A 13,101-nucleotide genomic window follows, 5' to 3' on the forward strand; every position below is an offset into this window, starting at 1 on the left:
CGAGAATTCCATGTTTCCACCAATTACAACATGCACAAATCATTATTAGTGGCAGTTTTGAGCCTTTTTGTTTATCTGACGACAGCATCTCTTGCCTTGGCAGAAAGTATTACCGTCCCTGGACCACAAGCTAAAAAACCCAAAATCTGCCTGGCTCTGTCTGGCGGTGGTGCACGTGGTTTTGCTCATGTTGGCGTGCTCAAGGTGCTGGAAGAATTGCGCGTGCCTATACATTGCATCGCTGGCACCAGCATGGGTGCAGTGGTCGGTGGCTTGTATGCGGCGGGGTTTTCTGCCAGCGAAATTGAAAAGCGCCTGGATGCATTGAAACTCAATGACATTGCCCTGGATCGTGTAGAGCGGCGTTATCTGCCACAAAGCGTCAGGGAAGAAGATGAACAATATCCCCTCGGTGCCACGCTGGGCCTGAGCGCCAATGGTGTGCGCCTGCCCGCAGGCGTGGTACAGGCCAGTCAGTTCCTGGAAATTTTGCAGAACTGGACTGCCCACCTGCCACCTGATATCGATTTTGATCATTTGCCCATCCCTTTCCGCACACTGGCAACCGATCTTGAAACCGGGAAAATGGTTGTCTTCACCAGAGGCCCTCTGCACAAAGCCATACGCGCGAGTATGGCGGCGCCAGGGGTATTCGCCCCCGTAGAAATCGACGGCAGATTACTGTCTGATGGCGGCCTTGTCAAAAACCTGCCCGTCGATATTGCCAGGCAAATGGGTGCCGACATCGTTATCGCAGTCAATATAGGTACGCCCCTGATGCCCAGGGATCAATTGCAAACCCTCTTCAATGTCAGCCAGCAAATGGTCAATATCCTGACTGAACAAAATGTCGAAGCGCAAAAAGCTCTACTCAGCTCAAAAGATATCTTGATAGAACCGGGGATGGGAAATATTACTTTCATGGATTTTGCCAGATCCAGGGAGGCGGTAAAAATAGGCGAGAAAGCCACCCATGAGCTGGATGGCAAGCTGCTGGCGCTAAGTCAACCGGCAGACATCTATGCGGTAGGCCATGAAATACGCCTGAACCCGCAACTACCGCCTATCAAAATCCAGTTTGTCGATATCAGTACCAATGGTGCTGTGCCCGAGAGTGACATACGCCGCCAGTTGAATATCAGCCTGGGCACAGAATACAAGGCGGAAGAGATCAACCGCAAATTGGCCATACTGAATAATGCCCGCGAGTTTGACAGCGTCAGCCATGAGTTGCTTGAACGTGACGGTGAGTATGGCATACGGGTAAACGCCCATGGCCGCAACTGGGGCCCGCATTTCCTGCGTTTTGGCCTGGCTTTATCCAGCGGTTTTGAAGGTGCTGGCGGCTTCAAGCTGCAAGTCGGTCACCGCCGCCCCTGGCTGACCGATGGCGGACTGGAATGGCGCAATGACCTGGAATTTGGTAACAGCATCAAATATCACACAGAATTGCGCCAACCCCTGTTTGAGCGCGAAGGCATGTACCTCGCACCATTTGCAGAGATTGGCCAGAACACCCGCAACCTGTATAGCGGCAATACCCGTATTGCCGAATACAATTTCCGCAGTGACAAACTGGGGCTCGACCTGGGTTTCCGCATAGGGGAACAAAGCACATTGGGTGAGGCCAAGCTGGGCCTGAATTTCAATCACTACCGTGTGCGCCCCAAGATAGGTGGTTTCCTGCTTTTGAATGAAGATGGCAGCACGAAAGTTGAATCCCTGCCCAGCGCAGACTTGCAACAATTTGGCCTGAAGTCGGCAGTCGTCATCGACCAGCTCAGCGATGCCAGCTTTCCGCGTTATGGCTATAAGGTAGATGCCAGCGCTTTTCTTGGCACCAGTGATACCCGGAAAAACTTCCAGGAAGTGGCGATCAATACGACCTGGGCCAATAGCATAGAAAATCACAGCATCAATCTCAAGCTGAATGCGGCAGGCCTGTTCCAGAAAGGCACTGATGTGCGCGGTATAGGCTATACCCTCGGTGGCTTCCAGCAATTATCCGCCTATCAGCCTGACCAGTTCACGGGTGACTTCATGGTTTATGGCAGCATGACGTATTTGCTGCGCGCGGTGAAATTTGATCTGGCGGGACAAAGCCTGTTCCTCGGCACTTCACTGGAAGCAGGCGGTGTCTGGAACAGGGGCGAAGATATGTCATTCAAGTCATTGCGCAAGAGCGCCAGCCTGTTCGCCGGTTTCAACAGTTTTATCGGCCCGATTTACCTGGGTTTTGCGGTGGGGCAAAGTGGCGCAAAAAATGTTTTCTTCCAGTTGGGCAGGCAATAATTTTTTAACCGCCGTAGGCATACACAAATTTGCCGCCCTGAATTTTACCCATGACGCGTGAACGCTGGTCCAGGCCCACATGGTCGCCAGCATTCATGTTGATGACACCTTGAGGCACGACCAGATCCCTGGTGTTTTCCAGCGCAGTACGCAAAGCTTGCCGGAAAGCCTTGCTGCCAGGCTGGCTGGTTTTCAGGGCAACAGGAATCGCATTTGCCAGCAACATATACGCTCCCCAGGCGTCACCAGCAAACTGGGTTGTCGTGCCTGCGCCATAAGCAGCTTCATACTTGCGCACAAATTCGGTAGAGACTTTTTTGACTGCATGCTTTTCCGGCAATTGCAATGCCACCACTGCCGGGCCGGTAGGGAATAAAGTGCCTTCCACATCCTTGCCGCCTAGCTTTAAAAATTCCTGGCTTGCGATACCATGGGTCTGGTAAATCTGCGCCTTATAACCACGTTCTATCAAGGTTTTTTGCGGCAAGACTGCAGGTGTGCCAGAACCGGCAATCAATACGGCATCAGGTTTTGCCGACATCATTTTCAAGACCTGCCCTGTGACGCTGGTATCGGTACGGGCAAAACGCTCATTGGCAACGATCTTGATATGGCGCAGTTCAGCCAGCTTGGAAAACTCACGCCACCAGCCTTCGCCATACGCATCAGCAAAGCCAATGAAGGCCACCGTCTTCACGCCATGATCAGCCATGTGTTGCGTCAATATGGTGGTCATGTGGGTATCATTCTGCGGCATCTTGAAAGCCCAGGCACGCTTAGCATCCATGGGTTCGACGATACTGGCAGATGCGGCCAGGGTGATCATCGGTGTTTCATTCTCCGCCACGGTTTCCAGCATCGCCAGCGCGCTCGGTGTGGTATTCGGGCCGACGATTACATCGACCTTTTCTTCGGTGATCAGTTTGCGCGCATTCTTGACGGCATTGCCTGGGTCACTGGCATCGTCAAGCAAGATGTACTCGATTTTTTTGCCTGCGATCTCCTTGGGCCACAGCATGATGGCATTTTTGGACGAGGCACCGATGGCCGCTGCCGGCCCAGTAGTAGATAAATTGATACCCACCCTGATCTGCGCCTGCGCCACGACACTACCCAAACTCAAAGCTGCGACGACTGCTCCACGCAGGGAATAAGAAAAGATCAGGGACATGCGGTGACTCCAAAAAATAGGCAATGAAAGCAGCTAATAAAATCAGGCAGCAAAAGCTGACAACAAAAACAGGCAAAAAATAGCAACTTAAAGATGCGACTCAACGACGCTTTGATCAATTGCCCCAAAAATCGATTTGCCGTTTTTATCCAGCATTTCTATCTTGATACTGTCGCCAAATTTCATGTACGGTGTGACAGGTTCACCCAGGGCGATCATTTCCAGCGCGCGTTTTTCAGCGATGCAGCTATAACCCTTGCTGGCATCCTTGTTTGATACCGTGCCGGAGCCAATGATAGTACCCGCCTTGGCATTTCTGGTCTTGCACAGATGCGTGATCAGTTGCGGGAAAGAGAACACCATATCGACACCCGCATTGGGCTGCCCTACCAGCATGCCGTTCATGCTGGAGCGCAGGGGCAAATGTACTTTGCCCTCCTTCCAGAATTCCCCGAGTTCATCCGGCGTCACTGCGACAGGTGAAAAACTCGACGCTGGTTTGGACTGGAAAAAGCCAAAGCCTTTTGCCAGTTCAGCCGGGATCAGGTTACGCAGGGAGACATCATTCACCAGCATCAACAGACGTATGTGGTCACCCGCATGCTGCACCTTGACGCCCATGGGCACATCGCCAGTCACGACGGCGATTTCACTTTCAAAGTCTATACCCCATTCTTCCGACGTCATGACGATGTCATCGCAAGGGCCAATGAAATCATCACTGCCGCCCTGGTACATCAGCGGGTCATGCCAGAAGCTGTCTGGCATCTCGGCATTTCTGGCCTTGCGCACCAGCTCTACGTGATTGACATAGGATGAGCCGTCCGCCCACTGAAATGCCCGCGGCAAAGGTGCCATGCAGTTTTTTGGCTCGAACTCAAAACTATAGACTGCCCTGCCAGAATTGAGGCGGTTATACAGTTCTTCAAGCTGGGGCTGGATAAAATTCCAGTCATCCATGGCACGCTGCAAGGTCGGGGCGATGCCGTCAGCAATGGCGGCTGTCTTCAAGTCACGCGAAACAACCAGTAACTGCCCATCCCGGGAGCCATCTTTCAGTGTTGCAAGCTTCATAATTCCTCTGTTTTGATCAAGTATTCTACGATTTTACCCGAAGGGTTTGGTGAAATTGTCAGGAAACTGACAGGCGCCGCGACTAATGACCAATTTACTTAGCAGAACAGCGCAATTTTAGGTATGCTAAAACCTCAAACTGCCGTTGCCTGCCCCCTTCAAAACTGATCTGCACAGGAATAAACACCATGAACTTCAGTAACTTTAAAATCAGGGTACGTCTCAGCTTTGGCTTCGGCCTGACCTTGTTGACCATGCTGCTCATGGTAGTCATCAGCGTGGTAAGGCTCAATGAAATTGCCGACCGCAACACGGAAATACTTGAAGATGACGCTGTCGGCGTCATCAGTGCACTCGAAATTGCTGCCCTGATACAGGAAAATGGCAGTCGTACGCTGGAGTTGTTCATTACAGCAGACCAAAAGGCCCGTACTGCCCAATACACAGCGATTGATGCAAACAAGAAAAAAATCAATGCTCTGCTTGAGATTTCCAAAAGACTGGCAGTGCCCCAGAAAGAAAAAGACGCTGTAGAAAAACTCATCGCCTCCAATGCCGCTTTTGTGGCGGCCTTCAGCAAGACGGGTGATCTGATAGAACTGGATCAAAAGGAGGAAGCCACCGCCATGATGGGAAGTCCACCTTCCCTGCGCTGAAACAATCCCTGATCGACATCGATAATCTGAGTGCGATACAGAAAAACGACATGGCGACCAATGGTGAAGCGATCAAAGGCATCATCATGTTTTCGCGTAACCTCATGATAGTGCTGGGCGTCATCGCCTTCATCCTCAGTGCAGCTTTTGCAGCCTGGATCTCCCGCTCTATTACCAAGCCACTCGATGAAGCCGTCCAGGTGGCCACCAAGGTCGCCAATGGTGACCTGACTGGCCGCATAGAAGTGCGCTCACGTGATGAAACCGGCCAATTACTGAGTGCGCTGGCAGATATGAATAACAGCCTGGTCATGACGATCAGCCAGGTACACAACAGCACTGAAATGATTTCAACTGCATCGAGCGAAATTGCCTCGGGTAATGCCGACCTGTCGAGCAGGACAGAGTCGCAAGCCAGCTCACTCGAAGAAACTGCTTCATCCATGGAGGAACTGACCTCCACCGTCAAGCAAAATGCCGACAATGCCCGCCAGGCTAATCAACTGGCCATTTCAGCGACTGAGGTTGCGACCAAGGGGGGCAATATCGTTGGTCAGGTTGTCAATACCATGGGTTCCATCAAGGACAGCTCAGGCAAGATCGTCGATATCATCGGTGTTATCGACGGCATCGCCTTTCAGACCAATATCCTGGCTCTGAATGCGGCAGTTGAAGCCGCCCGTGCCGGTGAACAGGGCCGGGGTTTTGCCGTGGTGGCGGCAGAAGTCAGGAACCTGGCGCAACGCAGTGCCAGCGCCGCCAAGGAAATCAAGACCCTCATCGATGACTCGGTGGAGAAAGTCAATCTTGGCAACAAACTCGTCGATGAAGCAGGCCTGACCATGGATGAAATCGTCACCTCCATCAAGCATGTGGCTGACATCATGAGTGAGATCACTGCGGCCAGCCAGGAACAAAGCGCGGGCATAGAACAGGTCAATCTCGCCATCACGCAGATGGATGAAATGACGCAGCAAAACTCTGCCCTGGTCGAACAGGCGGCGGCAGCAGCCGAGAGCATGCAGGAGCAGGCTGGTGCTTTAACACAGGCAGTCAGCGTTTTCAAACTGGATGCAGTAGTGAAAAAGCCAGCTGTTCCCGCAGTGAGCAAAGCTGTCAGTCCCGCGCCCAGAGCTGCGGCGGCACCGTTAAGAATCAGCAAGACACCAGCAAAAGCAGCAACGAAACCAGCGATGAAAACATCCAGTATGGAAAAACCGACTGCGGCAACGAATGATGACTGGGAAGAGTTTTAAGTTTTAGATAAGAATGAATGCCTCACACAAAAACAGCTCCATACAGGGAGCTGTTTTTGCAAGTGCTGGCATAAGTGCTGACAGATAGCCGGTTCAAGCAATCTATACCGACAAATCCACCTGCTGCAAACTATGTGCCTTGCCGTCTTCGCTTAACCATACGCCGGACGAGCGTATCTGTCCGTTGGATTGATTTTGCGCATTCTTCAAATCGAATTCTGTACTGGCATTACCGAGATATAGCGCTCCGACATTCGCCTGTTTTAAGGTCTGCAATTGATCATGCCCGGCACCATCCTTGGTCCATACTTTGAGTTTCTGGTAAATCGCATCGTTTTCATCTATCCAGTGATTGCCATCACTGTCATAGGCTGCCAGTTCAGAAAAACCATTCCCTGTGCCGGGACCAAATAATTCGCTGCCATTATTGATCTTGCCATCATTGTTTTTATCCAGTGCCAGGAAACCGGCGCCCTGGACAAAAGAGATATTATCTTTCTTGCCATCGGCATCCAGATCAAAAGCAAACTTTTGCGATGTCAGTTGAGCAGAATTGCCAGAGAAATTAATGACCAGGGGATCGACTTTCTTGGCATCACCAAGGCGCACACTGCTGCTGCTTTCTTCATGATAACTGCGGCTTAATTCAAACGACAGGTCGAAGCTGATTTCCTTATTATCTGCAGTCACGATTTTCCCGGTCGAGTGGAAAGAGGTTTGCTCAGTCTCGGTATAAGATTGGTGCCTGTCTATTTCTACTCCCCAGCCTTTCTGTGCTGGCGGAGCATTTTGCGCTGCTTCTGCAGGAGCCTGCGTAGCCGGCCCTGACGGTGCTGCTGGTGCCGCGGTATCCTGCTGTATATCAGCACTGCTCAGGGTATTGATCTGTTTGCCCGTCATCAGTTCTATGATGTATTTGATCAGACGTATGCGCGGGTCATTGTCAGCTTCATCACTGGCTTGCTGCACGGCGTCTGCGCTTGCAGCGGCATTATCCGCAGGCACGGCCGGTGCAAACTGGGCCGCCCTCGCAGCGTCCGAAATTTGCACATTGCTGGATGCATTTCGCATATTCGCAGGGAGACTGGCATTCCTGCCTTCAAAATCTGGGCGTTCCTTACCTATCCAGGCGCGCAGTTTTTCCTGCGTTTCCAGGGTAGTCGTGGCAGCATGTTGGGAAGAAAAGGAAATATCCGAGGAAGCAATTTTCATGATGTGCTCCAGCCATGAGCTGATGATGAAGTAAACCTGGAACACATACCGAGGGCTTATATTTTTTTACATACAACAGCTCGCCCTCGCCCTCCGGTGCTCAACACACAGGACACGACCACGCGAAGCTTGCCAGCCCGATATACCTTCCATCCACACGCACTTCGGAATTGCTCATTCGTCAAATGGAATATGCGTGATCTAACTGGATAACGGTCAAAGTTCAAAAAGCTTTATGCAAAAAAACGGATAAATCCATTTTTATTGTCTGAACATTGTGCTTTTGGGAACTGCTGACCATTCACCATGGTCACAGCAAATTCAGGCTCGCACGATGGTATGCTTGCAAACTATTTTATTTCAATATTCTTTGGGAAACTCTTATGCTCAAGTTGCGCTTGATATCCGGTGTTCTTATTTCTGCCGGTTTGATCAGTTGCGCCAACGTCATGGCAACAAATGACGCTGCCACTACAAAAAATAAGCATGCTGCAATTGCGCAATCCGGACAGCAAGAAGGCGATCGCCTGGGTAAACAACTCAATAAACTGGCCGATGAATACTATGAAAAACAAACCGCCTTTGACCCGATAGGCGCCACTTATAACGGCGATACCCGCTATGACGATAAACTGCCCATGACACTGTCTGCAACGACCCGGGCAAAGCAGATCGCCATGTGGAAGGATATCGCCAGCAAGTTGGTGCGCATCAAACGCGAACAATTATCAGCGACCGATACCGTCACCTATGACTGCCTGGACTATGAACTCAAGGCCAGCCTGGAAATGTCCAGATTTGACGGGCATCTGCTACCCATCAATCAAATGGATAGTCTCCCTGTCACCCTAGCCCATTTTGCCTCCGGCCAAAGCGCACAACCCCTGAAGACGGTTAAACAATACGAAATCTTCTTGCGTCGTCTGGCGCAATTGCCCGTATGGCTGAATCAGGCTACTGGCAACATGCACGAAGGCATGAAGCGCGGCATCGTACTGCCCAAAGCCCTCGTGAATTCTGCCCAGCCCCAGTTTGCGCAACTGGTCACAGATAAAGTGGAAGATCATGCCTACTTTGCCCCTGTCAAAAACTTCCCCGAGGGTTTTAGCGAGGCAGACAAGCAACGCCTGAGTAAAGAATACAAGCAGGTATTAACTGCAAAAGTCTTGCCCGCCTTGCGCCAGTTCAATCAATTCCTGTCGCAAGACTATCTGGCCGCCAGCCGCAGCAGCAGTGGTTTTGGCGCATTGCCAGGTGGTGATGCCTGGTATCGCGCACTGGTACGCGACCAGACCACGACTACCCTGGACCCGGAAACCATACATGCGATAGGTTTGAAAGAAGTAGCGCGCATACAAAGCGAATTTGTCGCCCTGGGTCCAAAACTGGGTTATCGCGGCGACCCGGTGGGCCTGCCAGCCTGGATAGATACACAAAACCAATACCGTCCTTACAAAACCGAGGCCGAAGTACTGGACGGCTACCGCCAGATAGAAAAAATGGTCAAGGCCAAACTGCCAGAATTGTTCAACAAAATGCCCAAGGCGGCACTGGATATCCGTGCCGAGCCGGAAATCAGTCGCCAGACCGCGTCTGACCATTACACCCAGCCAGCCTTTGATGGCTCACGCCCCGGTGTGTTCTGGGCCGTCATCAACAACCCGGCAGACTACAGCACGACAGGAATGAAAACCCTGTACCTGCATGAAGGCCAACCCGGACATCATTTCCATTTGGCAACATCGCAGGAACTGGACATACCCAAGTTCCGTAAATTCGGTGGTAATAATGCCTATACCGAGGGCTGGGCCCTGTACGCCGAAACCCTGGGCAAGGAAATGGGCCTGTTTGAGAATGATCCCAGTGCCTATCTCGGCCACCTGACAGATGAACTCTTGCGTGCCACCCGTCTGGTCGTCGATACCGGCCTGCACTCAAAAGGCTGGACACGAGAGCAAGCCATACAATACCAGCAAGCCACCCTCGGTTATAGCGAGGCTGCCTCACGTCAGGCTACCGAGCGCTATATGGCCTGGCCAGGTCAGGCCCTGGGTTACAAGATAGGCTCACTGAAAATCGTCGAACTCAGGCAAAAAGCCACTGCCACCCTGGGTAAGCGCTTTGACCTGCGCCAGTTCCATGACGTGATACTCAGCGACGGCACCCTGCCACTGGCCTTGCTGGAAGCCAAAGTCAACAAGTGGATAGACAGCCAAAAGACAAATTGAGCAAGTTTGGATTTATTTTCTATCGCTTGATTGACCTGCCACTGTATCTGAAGCAGAATGAAATATAAGACTCATTCTGCAAACTCATTTTTGCAAACTCATTTTTGTAAACATAAGCAGTAAATCGAATACAGCACCGGGCTTGTTAATCAACAAACAATCCCGGTGCTGACTGGCCGGGTGTAGCCTGCACCTGTCATCTGTTTGTTTAACTTGTGCAAAAGACATAGCGATGAATAAAATCGATGCGCTCAACAGCATAGCTGAACAAGCCAAACGGGGAGAGCTGGTTTTCCCGACAAATGTAGCGGCTTCCATTAAACTGCAGCAGACCCTGGATGACCCCGATTGCAGTATTGATACGGCCACCAAGCTGGTTCTGAATGAGCCTTTCCTGGCGGCCCGCATGGTCGCCATTGCCAATTCTGCCGCCTACAATCGCGGCAATGATGTCACCAATGTCAAGGCAGCCATCAGCCGTCTGGGCTTCCGCACCCTGCGTGCGGTGGTTGCTTCGCTGGTGGTGCGACAACTCGCTGGCACCAGCAAGAACAAGCAATTACAGGCCATGACCAATAAGCTGTGGGAACACACGGCGCAGGTAGCAGCGCTGTCACGCGTCATCGCCAAACGCATCACCAAGCTGGATCCGGACACAGCCATGTTTGCCGGTATCGTGCATGAAGTGGGTAATTTTTACCTGCTGTCCCGTGTCGATGAGTACCCTTCTCTCATAGAAAGGGATGAACCTGCGCCAGATTCCAGCGCAGATGATCTGCCCTCCTTCCTCGACACCATCATAGACCGCGAATCATCTGAATCACAAATCGGTGCCGCTGTGATCAAGAGCCTGATGCTGCCTCAGCAAGTGGTAGAAGCAGTAGAAGCCCTGTGGTTCGGTTTGCGCGCGATGCCGCCAGAAACCCTGGGTGATACGCTGTTATTGGCAAATGAACTGGCGACCACACATTCACCTATGGATATCCATTCCTATGCTGAGGTGTCCGAACAGTATTCTTCAGAAATTGACTTTGTCGTCGGTGATGGTACGCTCAACAGTATACTGGAAGAATCAGAAGAAGAAGTCCAAACCCTCGCGGCCGCGTTGCAACTCTGATTTTTTTAAATTCCGCCTGCAACAAGACCAAGGGAGCATAAGCTCCCTTTTTTTTTCAAAGCACGGTTTTCAATGCGTGGCTCTCAACCGCTCAGGCCCTTTCAGGCCTTCAGGGCCGCCTGGATTTGCTGCAAGGAAGACGGGTCTTCTATCGTAGTCAAGTCACCAGCTTCACGCCCTTCACAGATCGCCTGTATGGACCGGCGCAGCAATTTACCAGAACGTGTCTTTGGCAACACATTGACGAAATGCACGCGTGATGGCCTGGCAACAGCGCCCAGTTGCTTATCTACCACGGCCATGACCTCGGCTTCCAGGCTGCGTTTTTGCTCTGGCGTCCCGGCAAGAGCGGGGTTTTTAAGTATCGCAAAAGCAACCGCTACCTGCCCTTTGAGTTTGTCTTCAACACCTACCACCGCCACTTCAGAAATCTGCGCATGACTGGAAATACTTTCTTCTATTTCGCGCGTACCAAGACGATGTCCAGCTACGTTGATGACATCATCGGTACGGCCCAAGATGAAATAATAGCCGTCAGCATCCCTGATACCCCAGTCGAAAGTGGAATATAACTGTTCATGCGAGAAATTGGACCAGTAAGTATTGACGAAGCGCTGGTCATCGCCATACACGGTTTGCATGCAGCCTGGTGGCAATGGGCCTTTGATGGCAACCACGCCTTTTTCATTGGCGGCACATTCCGCCCCGGTATTTTCATTGATGATGCGCACGTCATAACCATACATGGCTACACCTGGGCTACCCAGGCGAGTGGCAGTCTGCTCAACGCCACGGGCAATCGACAGGATGGGCCAGCCCGTCTCGGTTTGCCAGTAATTGTCGATAATAGGGACGCCAAGCTCGCTTGCTATCCAGCTTGACGTAGTTTCATCGAGCGGCTCACCTGCCAAGTACAGCGCCTTGAGTGAAGACAGGTCATATTTGCGCATCAGTTCTGACGGGTGCTTCTTGAGTACACGCACCGCCGTCGGTGCCGAGAACATGCGCGTGACCTTGTATTTCTCGACAATGCTCCACCAGATGCCTGCGTCAGGACGTATAGGCGTGCCTTCATACATGATGGTGGCCATGCCAGCGATCAGCGGGCCATACACAATATAAGAGTGGCCGACCACCCAGCCTATGTCTGATGTCGCAAAATAAGTTTCACCTGGCTTGCCGCAGAAAATGTGCTTCATGGAGGACGCCAGTGCCACTGCGTACCCACCAACATCACGCTGCACGCCCTTGGGCTTGCCTGTCGTGCCTGAGGTGTACAAGACATAGGACATGGCATTCGATTCCAGCCAGGTCACAGGTACTTGCGCGTCCATCTGCTGCGCCCTTGCAGCTGCATAATCAACATCACGCCCAGCCACGACTTGCATCGCATCCAGGCCACGATCGACCAGCAAGACATGCGCTGGCTTGTACTCAGCCAGGGCTATCGCTTCATCCAGCAAGGGCTTATAGGGTACGGCCTTGCCACCACGCATACCGGCATCAGCCGATACTACCAGCACGGGCCTCGCATCATCAATACGTGTGCCCAGGCTCTTTGAAGCAAAGCCACCAAACACGACGGAATGCACCGCACCTATGCGGGCACAGGCCAGCATCGCAAACGCCGCTTCAGCGATCATGGGCATATAGATCAATACCCGGTCGCCCTGCTTGACGCCCAAGCCCAGCATGATGGCCGCCATGCGCTGCACTTCTGCATGCAGCTCGGCAAAGCTATAAGTTTTTTCGGTATTGGTTTCGGTAGAAATGGCGATCAGCGCAGGCTGGTCTGCCTGGCTAGCCAGCCAGCGATCGACTGCGTTATGACAGAGATTAGTTTCACCACCGACAAACCATTTCGCAAATGGCGGCTTGCTATGGTCGAGTACCTGATTATAAGGCTTGTGCCAGTCTATCAACCGCGCTTCTTTGGCCCAGAACCCTTGCGGGTCTTGTATAGATTCCTGATAAAACGCTGCGTAGGTCATGCTGTCTCCTTCGATATCACAAAATGTTCTTAACATTCGCGTCGGCCCTGAGCATTAATTATTATTGTTGGACAGTGGCGCTGGCACGTGGCTAGGCCTGCACT

General features: G+C 51.9%; 9 protein-coding genes. 5 read left to right on the forward strand and 4 right to left on the reverse strand.

Annotated features, from left to right (window positions below; genetic code table 11):
* Positions 1-30: 30 nt before the first annotated feature.
* Entirely contained in the window at positions 31-2,292 is a 2,262-nt protein-coding gene (locus UNDYM_RS16195; RefSeq protein WP_162041947.1) for a patatin-like phospholipase family protein, read from the forward strand.
* A 4-nt stretch (positions 2,293-2,296) separates the two neighbouring features.
* Here the strand turns inward: UNDYM_RS16195 and UNDYM_RS16200 are convergent, their stop codons facing one another.
* Both UNDYM_RS16200 and UNDYM_RS16205 read right to left on the reverse strand, forming a co-directional pair.
* Entirely contained in the window at positions 2,297-3,454 is a 1,158-nt protein-coding gene (locus UNDYM_RS16200; RefSeq protein ID WP_370529488.1) for an ABC transporter substrate-binding protein, read from the reverse strand.
* Positions 3,455-3,550: 96 nt separating this feature from the next.
* On the reverse strand, positions 3,551-4,537 hold the full coding sequence (locus tag UNDYM_RS16205; protein WP_162041949.1) for a fumarylacetoacetate hydrolase family protein: 987 nt from the start codon (positions 4,535-4,537) through the stop codon (positions 3,551-3,553).
* A 188-nt stretch (positions 4,538-4,725) separates the two neighbouring features.
* Between UNDYM_RS16205 and UNDYM_RS31405 the strand changes: the two genes are divergently transcribed.
* Positions 4,726-5,193: an MCP four helix bundle domain-containing protein gene (locus UNDYM_RS31405; RefSeq protein WP_162041950.1), complete on the forward strand. Its 468-nt coding sequence runs from the start codon at positions 4,726-4,728 to the stop codon at positions 5,191-5,193.
* Positions 5,194-5,243: 50 nt separating this feature from the next.
* Positions 5,244-6,449, forward strand: a complete 1,206-nt coding sequence (locus tag UNDYM_RS31245; protein ID WP_162041951.1) for a methyl-accepting chemotaxis protein — start codon at positions 5,244-5,246, stop codon at positions 6,447-6,449.
* Between the two features lie 102 nt (positions 6,450-6,551).
* On the opposite strand, the gene UNDYM_RS16220 is transcribed toward UNDYM_RS31245, so the two are convergent.
* Positions 6,552-7,661: a VCBS repeat-containing protein gene (locus UNDYM_RS16220; protein ID WP_162041952.1), complete on the reverse strand. Its 1,110-nt coding sequence runs from the start codon at positions 7,659-7,661 to the stop codon at positions 6,552-6,554.
* A 383-nt stretch (positions 7,662-8,044) separates the two neighbouring features.
* Between UNDYM_RS16220 and UNDYM_RS16225 the strand changes: the two genes are divergently transcribed.
* Together UNDYM_RS16225 and UNDYM_RS16230 are read left to right on the forward strand one after the other, a co-directional pair.
* Complete coding sequence (locus UNDYM_RS16225; RefSeq protein ID WP_162041953.1) at positions 8,045-9,889, forward strand: DUF885 family protein; 1,845 nt, start codon at positions 8,045-8,047, stop codon at positions 9,887-9,889.
* Positions 9,890-10,121: 232 nt separating this feature from the next.
* Complete coding sequence (locus UNDYM_RS16230; RefSeq protein WP_162041954.1) at positions 10,122-11,006, forward strand: HDOD domain-containing protein; 885 nt, start codon at positions 10,122-10,124, stop codon at positions 11,004-11,006.
* Positions 11,007-11,107: 101 nt separating this feature from the next.
* On the opposite strand, the gene UNDYM_RS16235 is transcribed toward UNDYM_RS16230, so the two are convergent.
* Complete coding sequence (locus UNDYM_RS16235) at positions 11,108-12,997, reverse strand: propionate--CoA ligase (RefSeq protein WP_162041955.1); 1,890 nt, start codon at positions 12,995-12,997, stop codon at positions 11,108-11,110.
* Positions 12,998-13,101 lie beyond the last annotated feature (104 nt).

Source organism: Undibacterium sp. YM2 (assembly GCF_009937975.1).
In the GTDB taxonomy this organism is placed as follows: domain Bacteria; phylum Pseudomonadota; class Gammaproteobacteria; order Burkholderiales; family Burkholderiaceae_D; genus Undibacterium.